This window comes from Acinetobacter sp. 25-47-122, assembly GCF_056779695.1.
In genome coordinates, this window is sequence record NZ_JBWYIJ010000012.1 from 63733 (window position 1) to 81558 (window position 17826).

Here is a 17826-nt window from a genome sequence, read left to right on the forward strand (position 1 = left end):
ACTAGACTCAATTTTTATTTAAGGTATTAAACATTTTCTCTAAACTTTCATCCACACTATATGGTGCTGTCCAGCCTAAAAGCTGAGTGTTTTTTATAGTATCTACTACTAATTCTGAACACAAACGTGATGCAACTGCTTTTTTCCCCACTAAACTTGCTATAAAACTGATCAAGCTTTTTGGTATAGGTAGCACTAGCAATTGATTATTTTGATATTTTGCTAATTTTTCGAATAGTTGTTTAACCGAAATGTCATCCTGATCACTGGCTAAAAATACTTCACGGTTGGCATTTGGATGAGTCATACACGTATGAATCAGGTCAGCTAAGTTATAGACGCTCACCATACTGCGTTTATTGTCTAAGCAACCAATCGGCAAAGGGAGTTTTTTACTTGCCAAGTTCACCATACTTTTAAAGTTGGCTTTTACATTAGGTCCATAAATGAGGACGGGGCGAATAATAACCACTTCTAAACCTGTACGTTGAGAGAGCGCAAGTAAGGTTTGTTCGGCTTCATATTTAGATAAGCCATATGGATCATCTGTGCAGACAGCATCATGGGGTTGAAAAGCTTGTGTGGTGGTTTGTTCACCATTGACCTTAATACTGCTTAAATAAATAAAACGTTTTACACCACTTTTTACAGCTTTTTTAGCAAGATTTAAAGTACCTTGGACATTTGTCTTACGATATGCTTCAAGTGGTGATTCTTCAGTTTCATTCATGACGTGCGCACGACCTGCACAATGAATAATAATCTCCACCTGATTTAGATCAATATTGTCTAAATTATCATTTAAATCAAAATTAATATTACTAATATTTGGATGTTCAAAAGTTTGGGCTTTACGAGTATGCGCTAAAATGAAATAGTCTTTTTCAACCAAGAATTGTGATAAATATTGACCTAAGAAACCGTTACTGCCTGTAAGTAAGACCTTCATATTTTTAAATTCCCAATATTTCTAATAAGCGTTGGTTTACTTTTTCTGCATCAAACTTTTCAATCGCAATTTTATGGCTTTGATCCCCCATCATACGAACTTGCTCTGGGTGCTCGATGAAATAAATCATTTTTTCTGCCAGTGCTTGCGGATCCCATTTGGGTACTAAAAAACCACTTACACCGTCTATAACCGTATCTCGACAACCAGGGACATCTGTTGTAATGACTGGGCGTCCTATTGCCATTGCTTCTTGTGTGCTTCTCGGCACGCCTTCGCGATATGATGGCAGCACAAATACATGAGACTGTTTGATCCGTTCAGCAATATTCTCAACATGACCAGGATAATCAATGACTTTTTTGTCAATATACTGAGTCAATTCGCCTTGTGTTAAAGCACCTAAATTTGCTTCATCAATTCCACCTAGTACAGTGAACGTTGTTTGAGGAAATTTCTGTTTTACAATCTGAGCAGCGGCAATAAAATCATGTATTCCTTTTTCTTTTAGAAGTCGACCAATGAACAAAAATTGTATTGGCAAATCTTTTGTTGCAGGTGAATATTTATACTGATTTAAATCTAGACCGATACCACCTAAAATATATGTTTCTTTGACTTCTATATCATTATTTATGAGCAGATCGATTTTATCGTCATGATTGAGTAGAATTAGCTGATCTAACTTTGGTAGCGCAAGTTTATATAAAAAAACTTGAATTGCTTTAATGAGTTTAGTTTTTGAGCTTAAACCATTCGGTTGATCTGTAAATGTGTAGCCTAATCCTTCAAGCATACCTATAATTTTTGGAACTTTTGCAATTTTTGCAGCGAGCGTACCAAAAATGACAGGTTTAGCAAAATATGAAAAAACTAAGTCTGGCTTTAATTGTTTGATTTGTTGTACCAACTTAAAAGTTGCAAGCATATCTGCTAAAGGGTTTAAACCACCTCGGTTAAGCTGGTAAGAGATAGGAATCGCGCCTAACTCACTAATTTTTTCTAGTTCCAATGCATCATTGTCCGTAGTAAATGCATAAACAGTAATATTTTTTAAGTTTAAGTTCTTTATAAGCTCTGACCTAAAACCGTAAAAACATGCAGCGGTAGTGCCAATCATTACGATCGTTTTAATTTTGCTCATACAATTTTAACCAATTTTGAACAGACTTTTCTAAAGAAAATAATTCCTCTACACGTTGACGTGCTTTGAAATTATTTTCTTGTATTTCAAGAGGTGTTTTTTCAAGAGCTCGCTTGAATGCTTCAGCTAAAGCTTCACTATTATGAGGGGGAACTAAAACTCCCGTATCTCCCATAATTTCCTTAGTTCCACCACAATCGGTTGCAATAACAAAACATTCACAGGCCATAGCTTCAGCAACAACCAATCCAAAGCCTTCATAAGATGAAGATAATACAAAAAAATTAGCCACTGACATTAGACCAGGAATATCTTCTCTTCTACCTAGTAGATTAACATTATTGTTTAGATTATATTTTTCTATTAAAGCTTTTAGTTCGGATCTCGCTTGATCATCACCATCACCTGCAATAAAAAGCTTGAAATTTTCAACCCTCTCGTGCTGGTTAAGATAAATAGAAAATGCTTTTAGTAAATTTGGATAATCTTTAGCTACATGAAAACGACCAACTGCAAGAAAAATAGTAGTAGAAATATCAGCACCTAAGTTTGACCTAATCTCACTGAACTCATATTTGCATTTATTGAAGTAATTTAAGTCTATACCGTTATAAGTAGTTAAAATTTCTCCTTTAGGGACGGCACCTAAATTTTCAAAGTTTTGGCTAGCTGCCTGACTAACATTTGTTGTTATATCCGCTAAATTATGTGTTAAACGATAAGCCAGCATTCTTAAGGAGCCACCCTCGTTATTACTATGTGCAGTACATATAAGACGAGGAATTTTAACAAAGAAACGGCACAGGCGTGTAAAAATATTGGCATGCACCATATGGGCATGTACAACATCTGGCTTGAAATCATTTACTAATTTTTTATATTCTTGATAAGCAAATATAAATTGTGTTAAAGATTCAAGACCTAAATAAATAAGTTCTATTGATTGGTTTTTTGGCCCTACAACAACCTCTCCTTTTAGAAAAGCAATTTTTACAGTATGACCCTGTTTAGTCATTTGATCGGCCAAGTCAACAACAACTTTTTCTGCTCCACCACCACCAAGACCCGTAATAAGAAATAAAATATTCATGATATACTCTTAGAATCTAAAATAAATTTATTCTTTATATATAAATAAAAAACAAATGAAAGAGTGATTGGGAGAAAACCTGGATTATTAAAAATAAAAACGCCTTTGAAATGCAAAAATAAAGAAATAATTATCAATATATAAACTACTGGGATTTTTCTAACTCTATAAAAAATAGAAACAAAACAAAGCAATAAAATTAAGACAAATCCTAAACCACCAAATAAAATATTACGCATGTAACCTATATCTGTTGCGCCATAATAACCACCAAATTCAGAAACATATCTTCCATCCCCAAATAACAATGTTAACTCATTAGGCAGATAAAACATTTGTTTTAAATCTTGTACTGTAGTAGAGTCACCTAATTTTTCACTCTTATAAAGCTCAGAAATCCATGCATTTGCGTCCTCAAAATAAACCAGATTATTTAAAGCCATGTAACCAAAAAAAATAAAAATAAAAAAAATAAAAATAAAGCTAATTTTTCTTTTAAAAAAAGAAAACAAAAGAAAAGAAACAAAATATGCAACTAATGCTATACGACCGGCCAAAACCCCAGCGATTAAAACAAAAAACAATTTCACATAATTAAAAAAATTTTTATTTAAAAAGATATAATATAACATTATTGGAACAACTAAAGAATAAAGTGCGGCTACACCAAAATAACCAGAACCCGATAAAAAAGAATTTCTGTACTCACTCATCCCAATAAGCTCATTCCCCCCCATAGTGGTTGGATATTGAAAATATGAAATAATAAATTTATAATCTGGAAAAGTACCAAAAAAAATACAAAATAGTGCATTAACAAAAAAAACATTAACTATATTTAAGATTATATTAGATTTATAAAAAATAGCTAAATAAAATAAAGTTGCAATCAAAATAACTAAACATTTCATGGCAGATAACCAATAAGAAACATCTTGAGCCATATCCACATAGACTCTAAAAGAAACAAATATTAAATAAACCAAAAATAAAATCAAAAATAAAGAAAAACAAGAAACAACCTGTTCTAAACGATAAATAAAATCCCTATAATTTAAAATAAAATATACTAGAGAAAAAAATAGAACAATAAATGCACTCCCAAAAAATCCAAAAATTCTTAAATCAAAAATCAGAAAAAACATACCAATAAAAGAAGAAAAGGTATAAATGCTCTTTTTTAATATATCCCCCCCCACACTCATCCTCCATTATACATTTTCTTTCTAAATTTGTGCGTTCTCAAAATTAAATATTGAATAACCTTATTTTGAAAGAACATTCCCTTTAAGAAATTATAGTCTTTATATTTCTTGAAAAAAATATAAAGCATAGCATATATATATATGTTTTTTTCTGCAGATGTACTACTTACTTGATATTCATGAATTCGATAGTTTAATAAAATATCAGGCAAATTCACTATATTTAAATTATTCTTTATACAACGCAACCAGAGCTCAAAATCCTCGCCATAAAAACCATATTTATATCCACCAATTTCAAGTATAACTGACTTTCTAAACATAACTGTAGGATGATAGACTGGACACTTGTAATATAACACTTTCTCAGAAGGATTTTTTGGTAAAACACTTGCCTTCAGAGAAGATGGTTCACCATTATCATCAATATAACTAATTTGCGCTCCCAAAATAGCTACTGAAGTATTTCGATCTAAAAAATCTACTTGTTTCTCTAATCTTTCAGGCAAAGAAATATCGTCAGCATCCATTCTTGCTATATATTGACCCGCTGCAATATTTAATCCGTAATTTAATGCAAAAGTCAAACCGCCTAAATCTAGCCTATAGGCTTTTACCCGAACATCTAATTCTTTAATATTCTCAATTTTAGACCAAAGCTCATCAGTACAATTATTAGCAATTATTAATAACTCAAAATCCTTAAAAGTTTGATTTAATATACTACTAACAGCTGCGTCTAAGTAACCATCATCCCTATTTACAGGTAACAGCACTGAAACCTTAACCGACATTTTTTGACTCCTGAGACAAACACTCTATTTTATCATAATCATACAACCATGCTTTATAGAATTTACTATTTTTACCATAACTATTATCCAACAACTTTACTTTTTTACCAGTTAACACAGCCAATATACACCCATGTAATCTAGTTGTATAAATTAACTCATATTCATTTATAAACTTTAAAGCTTCTGAAAAAAGATAGGGTCTCATTATATTACTCATAAAGATATCTAAATTATTTGAATGGGTAGAAAAAAAATCTATTCCAAATCTTGCTTTCAATTTATTCAATATGATTTGAAAAATTACTTTATTTTTTAACTTTTTTGTTAAAGGCGTATTAAACTCAAAACTTGGCCAGTCAGAAACTTTATCGTAGTTAAAATCCACGACAATATCATCATTCGCCTCACAATCGATGCGTTTCATATATAATGTTTTTGCCTTACTGTTTGAAACAATTTTATCATCATTAATGCAAAATGCCATATCTGGAAGTAAGTAAATATTATTTTCCACCAACCTATCGGCCAACAATTTGTAAGAGTACTCATCTCTTACACAGATAAATAAAGATTTATGTTGTGATAAGACTCTCATATCACACTCAAAAACATCTAAGTCATTGTAATGAATTGTTTGCGGGAAAATAATAATTTTATTATTTGGATAAGACTCAATCACCTTATTTCTAAAATTTTGACTACTGCGATAGATATCTCCGAAATTCCCTCCACCGTGTAATAAAATTACTGTTTCACTATCTAGTTTAGGAAATTTAACTGTATATGCAGAACCATAATCCAACATTTTATAAGGTACTTTTTTTAGAAAATCTAACTCACCTTCCCATATTAGAATATCACCCATATTAATATGGTAAGGCAAGTCCCACAGCACATAATCACTATCAATCAATGTTAACAACTTTGATTCAATGATTAATTCCAACTTTTTTTTCAAATCTATTTCATTCATTTTAAAACCTTTTAAAAAAACCAGATATTAAATTAAATATCAATTTATGCTCATTACGATTAAGAAATACACAAAAAAACAAAATTATGAGCAAAAACAATATCATTAACATATTAATTAAAACTTGTATAAAGTTCTGATTTTCCTGAGTCATATACAAAAAAATAATTGGCATAACAGCCAATAAAAATATCAACAACCTCAATATTAATTCATCAATGTATTCTTTGTAAGTTAAACAGCTTAGAGAATGAACACTATATATTCTATATAAATAAGCAAGAATTGAAGTAAATATTTTTGCAACAAAAGCCAATATCGGTTGTTCCCACACTACAAAACACAAATAAGCTATGGGTAAGTTTATTATTAGAATAATTGATATGATAACCTGATATCGTTGAATATTTCCTGATGCCTGAACGGTCAACCACAATGGTGCTGACAATACTTCAAATAATACTATGATTAATGTCAAGCGTGTAAACGATACAGCATAATCAGGAACACTTCCCAGCCAAATTTTTAAAATTGACTCAGCGAATGTAAATAGTGGCACTGCTAGCAATAGATATAAGAAAACAGAAAACTTTGAGAAGAAAATAATTAATTGTTTTAATTTTTCAAAATCTTGTTGGGCATAAGTTTTCATTAAATATGGACTATAAGCTGTTTGAAAACTACTGACAAATTGATAAACAGCAGTATACACTTGTTGTGCGATTGCATTTGACGCATTAATAAGCACACCAAAAAAATTATTTATTATAATAGCTAAGCCCTGCTGTGAAAATAACGCGGAACTACTTCCAAATATTGTCCACCCCGAGAAAGAAAGCATTTCCTTATAATATAATTTATCACTAATTCTTCGTAATTTTGGCATATCCAACCAAATATAACAAAGTACAATGTATAAAAGTGTCACAATAAAATTTATTAAAATTAAGATATAACCATAAACAATTAGATTGGATACATCTAAAGATAAAAAACCTAATATTAACACACCAAAAAATTTTAGTTGTGCATCAAAAATTGAAATTGAAGCATACATTCCCATTTTTTCGTTCGATATTAATAATGCGATGAATGGCAATCTAAAAACCATAATAACCAAATTCACAACACACAATTTAAAAAAAATTTCTGCGTCATAAATAAAATAAATTGGTATATTCAATAATTCAACTACATCACCACAAAACAAAAAACCAAATAAGAATATTAACAAGGAAATAATAGAAAAAATTTGCAATGACACACTATAGATAATAGAATTTTTGTATAAATCCCCTTGTGAAACATTATAAAATCTCTGTAATGTGGTTGCCATTGACCCACTTAATATATTGAAAAGTATAACAACCCCAAAAATAAGATCGTAAAGCCCATAGCCTTCAAACCCTAATGTTTTTAATAAAAGACGAGTAGAATACAGCGTTAAAAACATTACAAAAAACATTCTTAAAAACATGTAAACTGTATTTTTTATTACCACTTTAGTCTGACTCAAAAACTTACACCCATAAATTTAATGAAGTATTTTATTCATTCAAGAAATGCTCAAATCATACCAAATACACTTAGTTTTATTCAAAGCATATATTTTCAGCAGTGATTTTTTACTCATCTTGAGTAACGACTTGAATAATAAGTGCTATATACACATTATTTTTTAAAGTATTATATGATTCGAAATTACATTCATATCCTTCTACTTTAGGGATTAATAAACAGGCTATAAACATCTAAATTTAGTTCATTCCCTTTTAAAAGTATAATCGTCTCAATATTTTGTATCGCTAACCTTTAGACAATTTCTTTACAACTCACGCTCATTACCTATTTTTTTGATACCATCTATTATATGCATTAACACACGATATCTTTTAAGAAGTTTTGCACAATATATTCATCACAACTGTCATTTAAAGTACGAGCTGCCAAACTAATTCTGGATACAAGTCTAAAGAGCATACTTTATGTAAACAATTTGCAATTTAACGCCTGAGTCGATCCATTCAAGATTATAACCCACAAAGAAATTTTGGTTAAATTTTAAGTCTGACACTCGTTCATGTACAAGATTACAGATCTCACCTGTCGGACCTAGATACACAGTAGATTCATTCATTACAAAATCGCCTTTTTTTCAGCACTTTTTCAATACTTTGTGAAACTTTAACGATTAGATTTAAATAAGGTTATTTAAACTCATCGATCGGCGTTAGTACTGTGACAATAAAGAAATTTCATTTTTTTAAATCTTCTAAATTTGCTGAATAACTCAGCTGGTTTGCCTGTTTGAGCTCGTCAGGTGAAACCTCTAAAATATGATGTTAGCCACTTGTAAATTCATCTACGTTTTTGATGAATATCAAAACCCACGACAGACACTTTTTTACCAAATTCTACCGCTATCGGTAGGCCAACATAGCCTAATCCAACCTGAGCCAATTTTAAATTCGATACATTCAGCATCCGTTATACCTTATAGTATTTAATATCAATTTAACGGTGCGTAATATAACAGATCCTAAATTAAATATTTATGTAAAATAATCACAATTGAAAAAATTCATTACATAACCCCATGATCTTAATCACAATCAAGCAACAAAAAAGGGTTTTATATTCACATTGCCGCTAGGCGTTATAGGTTTATTCCTATAATATAGCTCAACAAATATCAGCTTAGATTTTTGAATCTATTTTAAATATTCTACTAATTAAAAAATGATAGGAATTCGAGTGAGTTACTACCGCTATAGTTTATTATTAGCACTTAGCTTAAGTTTTACAGGTTGTGCTGTGACCTCAGGTCTTCAAACCTATGACTTACCAGAAGAAGGTGTTTTTCAGACGGATTTGGGGACTCAAGTCAATGTCATCAAACTCACTCAAGAGTCCCTTTTTGCTGTTCAACCAGCACAAGTCAATGTCCACCAAGATTTAGGACATTTATTTTTACAAAATCAAAAACAATATCTACTTAGTCCTGGTGACGTATTATCCATTTATCTATGGGCATATCCAGAAATTACCCCCCCCACTAATACTATTAGCAACGAAGAAGCGATTAAAGCAAATGGCTACCAAATCGACTCTCGTGGCTATATTCAGTTCCCGATTATTGGGCGCTATAAAGCGGCTGGCAAAAGTTTAGATCGAGTGAATCAGGAACTTCGTCAATTACTTGCCCGTTATTTAAAAACGCCTGATGTTATTGCTCGAGTTTTGTCTTACCAAGGTCAACGTTATTCAGTACAGGGCAATGTCATGAAAGGTGGTCAATATACATTAAATGATCAACCCACCAGTATCTATACGGCGCTTGGCTTAGCTGGTGGCGTCAACACACAATTTGGTGCGAATACATCGATTAGCCTCGTTCGAAATGGTCAAACTTATAATTTAAATTCGATTGAACTTGAGAAAGCAGGGTTTTCGCTACACAATCTTTTGGTGCAAGCTAACGATACGATTTATGTCAACTCTCGCGAAAACCAAAAAATCTATGTCATGGGTGAATCGGGTAAAAACCAATCCCTACCAATGCGTGACCAAGGCATGACTTTGAGTGATGTGATTGGGGAGAGCTTAGGCCTGAATCCATTGTCTGCAAGCAGCAGTAAAATTTACGTCGTTAGAAGTCAAAGTGACTCACCTATGACTGAAATCTTCCATATGGATCTGTCTAGCATTGCTAATTTTGGTCTCGCCAATCAGTTTAAAATGCAAAGTAATGATATTGTTTATGTCGATGCAACGGGTCTAACGCGCTGGCAACGTGTGGTCAACCAGGTTATTCCTTTCTCCAATGCTTTATATAATTTAGATCGTTTGGGGAATTGATGAATTTTCAAAATATTTTAGTGGTATGTATTGGAAATATCTGTCGAAGCCCCATGGCAGAATATTTCCTAAAAGATGCATACCCAAATCGAAAAATTCACTCTGCTGGTATTTCTGGTCTAGTTGGTCATCCTGCAGATGATAAAGCATTACAATGTATGCAAAATTTCGGTATAAATATGCAAGATCATGTGGCGCGCAAACTGAATGCTGAATTGGTCAAAAATGCGGATTTGATTCTTGTCATGAGCCAGAACCAACAGAAGCATATCGAACAAACATGGCCATACGCAAAAGGAAAAACCTTTCGCTTGGGGCACTGGCGTGAAAAAAATATTGCGGATCCTTACCAACACGATCAAGCATTCTTTAATGACACCTGTCAGTTGATTCAGGATTGTATCGCTGATTGGAAAAAACACCTTTAATATTTTGAATAAAGATTATGAGTCAAACCGCGAATACCGAAGATACAATTGATTTAAAAGAATTATTTTTTTCATTAATCGCACAATGGAAACTGATTGCCTTGTGTGTGATTTTGAGTCTGGTCTGTGCGCTACTCTACTTGCGTACAACACCAGATACCTACTCTGTTGATGCTTTGGTCCAAGTTGAAGAAAATAAAGGGACATCAGCTGCACTTTTGGGTGATCTCTCAAGTATGATTGAGCAGAAACAACCCGCTCAAGCAGAAATTGAAATCTTGAAATCTCGATTAGTCCTCGGTTCAGTGATTGAGAATTTAAATCTAGATCTTAGAGTGTCTGGTACGCAAAACTCTTTCTTTGATCGTTTATTTTCACCACATGACTATTCGACCAGTTATTCACGTCAATCTGTGATTTTTAACGATGACGAACAATCTTTTGCTATTCCCCATTTCCATGTTCCTCAGAAATTTCGTGACCGTGCATTAGAACTTAATTTTACTGAGAAACAATTTACCCTGACGGATTTAAAAACCGAAGAAGTGGTGCTAAAAGGTTCAGTAAACCAACTCAATCAACGCTCTACCCGCGATGGCTTATGGAAAGTTGAAATTCGTACACAAGACCAATTGAGTGATACGTATATCATCACCAAACAGTCGTTACCTGCCGCGATGAAATCGCTTTTGGCCAACTATTCAGTGGCTGAAAAAGGGAAAATGACGGGTGTTCTAGGACTCAATTATCAAGGACAAGATAAAGAACATATTACAAAAGTCCTGAATACGATTTTAAATGCGTATAGTCAGCAAAATGTAGAGCGACGTTCTGCTGAAACTGCGCAAACGCTCAAATTCTTGGATGAACAACTCCCAGAACTGAAACAACAACTGGATGTCGCCGAACGCGAATTTAACAAATTCCGTCAAGGCTTTAATACAGTTGATGTCACCAAAGAATCTGAATTGTATTTAACGCAAAGTGTTGCCTTAGAAACACAAAAAGCGGAACTTGAGCAAAAAGTGGCTGAAGCCGGTGCGAAATACACCAATGAACATCCAATCATGCAACAGATGAACGCTCAGCTTGGTGCGATTAATAAAAAAATTAATGAGTTAGATGGCACCTTAAAACAACTCCCTGACTTGCAACGTCGCTATCTACAGTTATTCCGTGAAGTTGAAGTCAAACAACAGTTGTATACAGCTTTGCTGAATTCGTACCAACAACTTCGCATTGCGAAAGCGGGGGAAATTGGTAATGTTCGTATTGTTGATACTGCCGTAGAACCGATTGAACCAATTAAGCCTAAAAAATTACAGATCCTAATTCTGTCTATTTTCCTTGGTGGTTTCCTCGGGACACTTCTGGCGCTGTTACGTAATATGATGCGTTCAGGCATCAAAGATTCTAGTCAAATTGAAAATGAATTAGATCTGCCGGTTTATGCAACGGTACCGCGTTCTCCAGTGCAAGAAAGCCGAATTAAGATGCTGAAAAAGCATAAGAAAATCCCAATTCTTGCCATTAAGAATAGCGATGATATTGCGATTGAAAGTTTACGCAGTATGCGCACGGCGATTCATTTTGCGCTGAGTTCAGCTCGAAATAATGTGATTATGATTTCTGGTCCTGCACCTGAAGTGGGTAAATCATTTATTTCAACCAATTTAGCAACAATATTAGCGCAAGCCGACAAACGTGTTTTGATTATTGATGCTGACTTACGTCGTGGTTATCTACACAAATATTTCAATATTGAAACACAGCCAGGTTTGACTGATTACATGACAGATCAGCACTCTCTACAAAATATTATTCGAGACACTGAAGTCGCTGGTTTAAGTGTGATCACTCGTGGTAAGAGTCCGAGCAATCCATCTGAGATGTTGAGTTCTGAAAAATTCAAACAGTTGCTTGAACAACTTTCAACACAGTTTGATCATGTGATCATTGACACGCCACCTGTACTTGCGGTGACTGACGGTATTATCATTTCGCAATATGCAGGTGTGAATTTGGTCATTGCTCGCTATGCGAAGACACAAATGAAAGAACTCGAAATCACAGTCAATCGTTTCGAACAAGCCGGTGTGAAAGTGAATGGCTTTATTTTAAATGACATTCAACGTAATGCGGCAGGTTATGGCTATGGCTATAACTATGCGTATGCGTATAAAGCCTCAAAGGACAATGATTAATTATTGTTGAATAAAGGCCTGATCTATTCAGGCTTTTTTTATGCCGATCAAACACTGTATATTTGTGAAATTTTGTTGATTTCATTGAAATTCTATATCGCTGAAAGTGAATTGACGCTATGCTGTTTTGGTTCCGCGATTTTAGAATGTCGCACATAGAATTGAAAAAATTGGAAATCTCATGAGTAAAGCTTTACCCATCGCTGTTGCTGTCGTTTTAGGCGGTGCTGCGCTCGTCCCTGTTTATTATGCAAGTCAACATCCAACATCTGCGACAGTTTCTAGCATGACTGCAGATGCAAAACCGATTGATAAAATCAGTTATGCACTCGGTTATGAAGTTGCCAGCCAAACTCCTCCTGAAGTTGCCATTGATCCGTTTATTGTCGGTGTTCGTGAAGCGCATGCTAAAAAAGAACGTGCCTATACCGATGAAGAACTGCAAACTGCCTATGTGGCTTTACAAAAAGAATTAGAAGAAAAGAAAGTCGAGGACTCTAAAGCTGCCGATGCACAAAGCAATAGCTTCCTGACTGAAAATGCAAAAAAACCGAATGTTAAAACAACTGCTTCTGGTTTGCAGTATCTCGTCAGCAAAGAAGGTACAGGCAAACAACCTGCTGCAAACTCCGTGGTTAAAGTGCATTACACCGGTAAATTACTTGATGGCAAAGTCTTTGATAGCTCGGTTGAACGTGGTGAACCGATTGAATTTCCGTTGAATCAGGTCATCCCTGGTTGGACCGAAGGCCTACAATTGATGAAGGAAGGCGGTAAAGCAACCTTATATATTCCATCAAATCTGGCTTATGGTGAACAGGGTGTTCCTGGTACGATTCCACCAAACAGCACGCTCATTTTTGATGTTGAATTAATCGAAGTCAAATAAGTTAATCAAAAGGAGAGCCTTCAGCTCTCCTTTTTTGGATTTGAATGATGAAAAAAATCTCTATATTAAGCAGTCTGCTGATCCTCAGCTCTAGCTCATTTGCGGCAAACATTAGCAATAAAAGTACTGAAAAAGATCAGCTCGGATATAGCTATGGCTATGTGATGGGACGTACCAATGCGGATACATTAAAAGATATCAATTTAGATGCCTTTATTGAAGGATTGAAACAAGGCTCAACTGGTCAAAAATCGAGTTTAACCGATCAAGAAATGGCGCAGGCTTTAACCAAATACAAAAAGCAGAGTGAATCCAAACAGCTGATCGAATTTCAAAAATTGGCTGCAGAAAATTTAAAATCTGGGCAGCAATTTTTACAAGAGAATGCCAAGAAAGCAGGTATCGTCACACGACCAACAGGGCTGCAATATCAAGTGATTCAGCAAGGTCAAGGCAAAACGCCTAAAGCGACGTCAAAAGTGAAAGTTCATTATGAAGGGCGTTTGATCGATGGCACAGTATTCGATAGTTCGATCGCGCGTAATCAAGCGGTTGAATTCCAAGTGAGTCAAGTCATTCTGGGTTGGACTGAAGGCTTACAACTCATGAAGGAAGGTGCTAAATACCGCTTCTTTATTCCTGCTGATTTGGCCTATGGTGAGATCGGTTCGGGCGATGCGATAGAGCCGAACAGCACCTTAATCTTTGATGTCGAACTTTTAAAAGTTTTGCCTTAATGTTCACATAACTTATAAAAAACATCGCGGAAGCGATGTTTTTTTATGTTTTTATTGAGAGTCTGTTTGAAGCATTAGCCGTGTTTTAACTGTCTTGGTCTAAAGCCAGTCGCAAATAAACCCATTACATAGGCAACCACACCTAATACACAAAGAGCAAGCACTTCAAATACACGCATCCACGGTGCTACATCTGGGTTATACCAGCTTAGGCCATACCATAGGGCTGCGATCATCACGGCGTTACCCACCATAAATTGGAAAAATAACTTTTTCCAGTGCGGACCAAATCGGAATATTTCACGCTTGTGTAAATAGAAATATAGCATCCCTGCATTGACTAAAGCAGAACCTGTAGATGACAACGCCAATGCCATATGGAGTTCTTCCCAGCCCATCCATTTGAAGATACCAATAAAAACCACATTGAGAATGGCATTGGCTGCAACTGCCATGAGGCCAACACGTACTGGGGTTTTGGTATCTTGAATCGCATAAAATCCAGGAGCAAAGACTTTAATCAACATGAATGCCAAAACACCACCACTCATACATTGTAATGCCAAAGCGGTCATTTCTGTCGCTCGTGCATCAAAAGCACCGTGTTGGAACAGCGCTTGAATAATCGGTGTAGACAACATAAATAAAGCGATACTGGCTGGGATACCAGCAAATACGATGACACGTGCAGCCCAATCTAACATGGCCTTGAATTTAGTTTGATCCTGTTCCGCTTTACGCGCAGAGAGTGCAGGCAGAATCACCGTTCCGATGGCTACACCAATTAAGCCTAAAGGCAATTCGGTCATCCGTTCTGCTGTATAAAGCCATGACACAGAACCATTTTGCATAAAAGACGCCCAAATGGTATTGAGCAGCAAATTAATTTGTGTGACTGAAACCCCAAACAGTGCAGGCAACATTAATTTTAAAATGCGCTCGACACCTTCGTGCTTAAAATCAACTTTGGGTGGGATCAGGAGTTTTTTGCGCCACAGTTCCGGAATTTGTAGGGCTAATTGCAAAATGCCAGCAAACACCACTGCCCAACCCAATGCCATAATGGGTGTTTCCATATGTGGAGACAGCCACAAAGCCCCTGCAATCATTGCAATATTCAACAATACTGGCGCAAATGCGGGTGTGGTAAATGAGCCATAGCTGTTTAAGATACTGCTGGCAAATGCCGTCAGCGACATAAACATCAGGTAGGGAATGGTGAGACGGAATAAGTCGACTGATAAATCAAATTTGGCTGCATCAGCATGAAATCCTGGCGCATAAACATACAATATCGCAGGTGCAACAATCATACACAGCAAAGTTAATGCCGTCATTACGGTAAGCAAACATCCAAATACCCGACTAATTAGGATCTGAACTTCAGCATGGAGTTTGGTGGTTTTATATTCTGTGAGAACAGGAATAAATGCTTGGGAAAATGCACCTTCGGCAAAAAGACGCCTAAAAAAGTTGGGAATACGGAACGCTACGACAAAAGTATCGAAGTCTTTCCCTGCCCCGAACACATTTAACAGCACCATGTCTCGAATAAGCCCCATGACACGAGACAACATGGTCATTGCACTCACAATAAAGGTGGATCGCCAAAGCGCCATCATATTCACCACTTAAAAAGATTGACGATATTGTAATAAAACTTCGCTTTTAAATTGTTATTTCATTCGACAAAGCATCATATTTTTCGTTGATTTAATTGATCTCTAAAATAAGACCATTGAAAATGCGGTCCTGGATCGGTCTTTCGTCCAGGTGCAATATCTGAATGCCCTGCGATATGACTTTTAATTTTAGGATAAGCGTATTGAAGTATTGCCACGACTTCAACTAAAGCTTGATATTGTTGTTCCGTAAAATCTTGATCATCACTACCCTCGAGTTCAATGCCAATCGAATAATCATTGCATTCTGGATTTGCCATGTACGTAGAGCGTCCCGCATGCCAAGCACGGTCTTTAAAGTTAACAAACTGTAAAATTTCGCCTGACCTTAAAATCAATAAATGTGCTGAGACCTGCATCCCTTCAATGGTTTTAAAATAAGGGTGTACATTCCAATCTAATTTATTTTGGAAAAACTGCTCAATATAGCCTCCTCCAAACTGTGAGGGCGGTAAGCTAATATTGTGGATGACCACCAGTTGAATGTCAGTATGGTCTGGTCTTTGATTAAAATTTGGTGAAGCAATAAATCTTGCACCTTGTAATACACCATCTACCACTTGAAGCTTGGGTACATTCGACATGTGTGATCTCAATCCGTGTTTGCAAGTTATGACAATTCATCCACGCTCATCTTTGGAAAAGACTTGGACGAAAAAAACAGCACCATTACTTGAGGTGCAATGGTAATATATTGCTCATTTTTCTGGTGCCTACAATAGGGATTTTATGAGCATACCGCAATCTTTGCTTGAACAATCAATTCAAATCAATATCCAACAAGCATTGCAAGAAGATATTGGTGAGCGTGATATCACCGCATTGCTGACACCTGAAGATGAACAAGCAACAGCAACCATTATCAGTCGCGAAACGATGATTCTTGCAGGGCAACCGTGGGTGAATGCTTTAATTAAAGCCTATGATCCAAGCGTTAATGTGATTTGGTTAAAGCAAGATGGCGATCAAGTTCAAGCCAATGAGGCATTTTTAAAACTTGCCGGCTCAGCACGCAGTCTGTTAACCGTTGAACGCCCAGCACTTAATTTTGTACAAACCCTTTCTGCTGTTGCTACAAAAACGGCTGAATATGTGAAACATTTAGAAGGTTTAAATACCAAACTACTGGATACACGTAAAACATTACCTGGCTTACGTATTGCGCAAAAATATGCGGTGGGTGTAGGTGGTGGTCAAAACCATCGTTTAGGTTTATTCGATGCTTTTTTAATTAAAGAAAACCATATTATGGCTGCAGGTGGCATTCAGCAAGCAATCGAAAAAGCGCATGCCATTGCACCAGGTAAACCTGTGGAAGTCGAAGTTGAAACTTGGGATGAGTTAAACCAAGCTTTAGATGCTGGTGCCGATATCGTCATGTTGGACAATTTCAGCCAACAACAAATGATTGATGCAGTCAAGCATGTGGCTGGTCGTTGTAAATTAGAAGCTTCAGGTAATATTACCATCGAGAACTTACGTGAAGTTGCTACTTCAGGCGTCGACTTTATTTCCATGGGTGTACTGACTAAAGATGTCAAAGCCATCGATTTATCTATGCGCTTTAACGCTTAATTGATTCAATCCTATCTCTCAATAAAAAAGGGGCTTTGCTCCTTTTTTTATTTGCTTAAAACTGTGATGCTACATTAACTTTATCGCAAGAATACAAAAAAATTTGAATTTATATGGTCCTAGTTGATACCTTCCACGCTTTAAGATTATTTTTTAATCAAAATCATGCTAAATCCATAGAATGCAAAGTAAATCATTAAATTTCAACTATTTATTCGCCTTAATTTTACAATTATTCAATTTTCTGTCATGGAATGCTGCCTAATTTTCATTCATAGTGAAGCCAATAAATACA

General features: G+C 35.3%; 15 protein-coding genes and 1 pseudogene. 6 read left to right on the plus strand and 10 right to left on the minus strand.

Going from position 1 to position 17826, the window contains the following annotated elements:
• Window positions 1–7: 7 nt before the first annotated feature.
• From AC1M9P_RS11970 to AC1M9P_RS12005, 8 genes and pseudogenes are all read right to left on the minus strand, one after another.
• On the minus strand, window positions 8–949 hold the full coding sequence (locus AC1M9P_RS11970) for an NAD-dependent epimerase/dehydratase family protein (protein WP_481587732.1): 942 nt from the start codon (window positions 947–949) through the stop codon (window positions 8–10).
• 4 nt (window positions 950–953) lie between these two features.
• The gene (locus AC1M9P_RS11975; protein ID WP_481587733.1) at window positions 954–2093 is read right to left on the minus strand and encodes a glycosyltransferase family 4 protein; all 1140 of its coding nucleotides are present in this window, start codon (window positions 2091–2093) and stop codon (window positions 954–956) included.
• On the minus strand, window positions 2080–3183 hold the full coding sequence (locus tag AC1M9P_RS11980) for a glycosyltransferase (protein ID WP_481587734.1): 1104 nt from the start codon (window positions 3181–3183) through the stop codon (window positions 2080–2082). The genes AC1M9P_RS11975 and AC1M9P_RS11980 overlap by 14 nt, the downstream gene beginning before the upstream one ends.
• The gene (locus AC1M9P_RS11985) at window positions 3180–4382 is read right to left on the minus strand and encodes a hypothetical protein (protein ID WP_481587735.1); all 1203 of its coding nucleotides are present in this window, start codon (window positions 4380–4382) and stop codon (window positions 3180–3182) included. The genes AC1M9P_RS11980 and AC1M9P_RS11985 overlap by 4 nt, the downstream gene beginning before the upstream one ends.
• A gap of 2 nt (window positions 4383–4384) precedes the next feature.
• On the minus strand, window positions 4385–5182 hold the full coding sequence (locus tag AC1M9P_RS11990; RefSeq protein ID WP_481587736.1) for a glycosyltransferase: 798 nt from the start codon (window positions 5180–5182) through the stop codon (window positions 4385–4387).
• Window positions 5172–6158, minus strand: coding sequence for a polysaccharide pyruvyl transferase family protein (locus tag AC1M9P_RS11995; protein ID WP_481587737.1), 987 nt, complete (start codon window positions 6156–6158; stop codon window positions 5172–5174). Before AC1M9P_RS11995 ends, AC1M9P_RS11990 begins: the two co-directional genes overlap by 11 nt.
• A 1-nt stretch (window position 6159) precedes the next feature.
• Window positions 6160–7674, minus strand: coding sequence for an MATE family efflux transporter (locus tag AC1M9P_RS12000; RefSeq protein ID WP_481587738.1), 1515 nt, complete (start codon window positions 7672–7674; stop codon window positions 6160–6162).
• Window positions 7675–8148: 474 nt separating this feature from the next.
• Window positions 8149–8642 (minus strand): annotated as a pseudogene (locus AC1M9P_RS12005) (nucleotide sugar dehydrogenase); the annotation flags it as partial.
• 270 nt (window positions 8643–8912) lie between these two features.
• Here AC1M9P_RS12005 and AC1M9P_RS12010 point away from each other — a divergent pair.
• The 5 genes from AC1M9P_RS12010 (at window position 8913) to bamJ (AC1M9P_RS12030) (ending at window position 14274) form a co-directional block, all read left to right on the plus strand.
• Window positions 8913–10016 (plus strand): polysaccharide biosynthesis/export family protein, encoded by a 1104-nt coding sequence (locus AC1M9P_RS12010; protein WP_481587739.1) that lies wholly within the window; start codon window positions 8913–8915, stop codon window positions 10014–10016.
• Window positions 10016–10444 (plus strand): low molecular weight protein-tyrosine-phosphatase, encoded by a 429-nt coding sequence (locus tag AC1M9P_RS12015; RefSeq protein WP_481587740.1) that lies wholly within the window; start codon window positions 10016–10018, stop codon window positions 10442–10444. Before AC1M9P_RS12010 ends, AC1M9P_RS12015 begins: the two co-directional genes overlap by 1 nt.
• Window positions 10445–10461: 17 nt before the next feature.
• Window positions 10462–12648 (plus strand): polysaccharide biosynthesis tyrosine autokinase, encoded by a 2187-nt coding sequence (locus tag AC1M9P_RS12020; protein ID WP_481587741.1) that lies wholly within the window; start codon window positions 10462–10464, stop codon window positions 12646–12648.
• A 181-nt stretch (window positions 12649–12829) separates the two neighbouring features.
• Window positions 12830–13537, plus strand: a complete 708-nt coding sequence (gene bamJ, locus AC1M9P_RS12025) for a BamJ family beta-barrel-assembly machinery protein (protein ID WP_481587742.1) — start codon at window positions 12830–12832, stop codon at window positions 13535–13537.
• A 47-nt stretch (window positions 13538–13584) separates the two neighbouring features.
• Entirely contained in the window at window positions 13585–14274 is a 690-nt protein-coding gene (gene bamJ, locus AC1M9P_RS12030; protein WP_481587743.1) for a BamJ family beta-barrel-assembly machinery protein, read from the plus strand.
• 74 nt (window positions 14275–14348) lie between these two features.
• Here the strand turns inward: bamJ (AC1M9P_RS12030) and murJ are convergent, their stop codons facing one another.
• Both murJ and ampD read right to left on the minus strand, forming a co-directional pair.
• A complete protein-coding gene (gene murJ / locus AC1M9P_RS12035) occupies window positions 14349–15902 on the minus strand; it encodes a murein biosynthesis integral membrane protein MurJ (protein ID WP_481587766.1) in 1554 nt (517 codons plus the stop codon).
• A gap of 68 nt (window positions 15903–15970) precedes the next feature.
• Entirely contained in the window at window positions 15971–16540 is a 570-nt protein-coding gene (gene ampD, locus AC1M9P_RS12040; RefSeq protein ID WP_481587744.1) for a 1,6-anhydro-N-acetylmuramyl-L-alanine amidase AmpD, read from the minus strand.
• A gap of 145 nt (window positions 16541–16685) precedes the next feature.
• Here ampD and nadC point away from each other — a divergent pair, with 145 nt between their 5' ends.
• Complete coding sequence (gene nadC / locus AC1M9P_RS12045; protein WP_481587745.1) at window positions 16686–17531, plus strand: carboxylating nicotinate-nucleotide diphosphorylase; 846 nt, start codon at window positions 16686–16688, stop codon at window positions 17529–17531.
• Window positions 17532–17826: the final 295 nt, after the last annotated feature.

What these genes read in the sequence shown, in the direction of transcription:
- AC1M9P_RS11970 (WP_481587732.1), bottom strand. Translation starts at nt 949, where the DNA reads ATGAAGGTCTTACTTACAGGCAGTAACGGTTTCTTAGGTCAATATTTA.
- AC1M9P_RS11975 (WP_481587733.1), bottom strand. Translation starts at nt 2,093, where the DNA reads ATGAGCAAAATTAAAACGATCGTAATGATTGGCACTACCGCTGCATGT.
- AC1M9P_RS11980 (WP_481587734.1), bottom strand. Translation starts at nt 3,183, where the DNA reads ATGAATATTTTATTTCTTATTACGGGTCTTGGTGGTGGTGGAGCAGAA.
- AC1M9P_RS11990 (WP_481587736.1), bottom strand. Translation starts at nt 5,182, where the DNA reads ATGTCGGTTAAGGTTTCAGTGCTGTTACCTGTAAATAGGGATGATGGT.
- AC1M9P_RS11995 (WP_481587737.1), bottom strand. Translation starts at nt 6,158, where the DNA reads ATGAATGAAATAGATTTGAAAAAAAAGTTGGAATTAATCATTGAATCA.
- AC1M9P_RS12015 (WP_481587740.1), top strand. Translation starts at nt 10,016, where the DNA reads ATGAATTTTCAAAATATTTTAGTGGTATGTATTGGAAATATCTGTCGA.
- AC1M9P_RS12020 (WP_481587741.1), top strand. Translation starts at nt 10,462, where the DNA reads ATGAGTCAAACCGCGAATACCGAAGATACAATTGATTTAAAAGAATTA.
- bamJ (WP_481587742.1), top strand. Translation starts at nt 12,830, where the DNA reads ATGAGTAAAGCTTTACCCATCGCTGTTGCTGTCGTTTTAGGCGGTGCT.
- bamJ (WP_481587743.1), top strand. Translation starts at nt 13,585, where the DNA reads ATGAAAAAAATCTCTATATTAAGCAGTCTGCTGATCCTCAGCTCTAGC.
- ampD (WP_481587744.1), bottom strand. Translation starts at nt 16,540, where the DNA reads ATGTCGAATGTACCCAAGCTTCAAGTGGTAGATGGTGTATTACAAGGT.
- nadC (WP_481587745.1), top strand. Translation starts at nt 16,686, where the DNA reads ATGAGCATACCGCAATCTTTGCTTGAACAATCAATTCAAATCAATATC.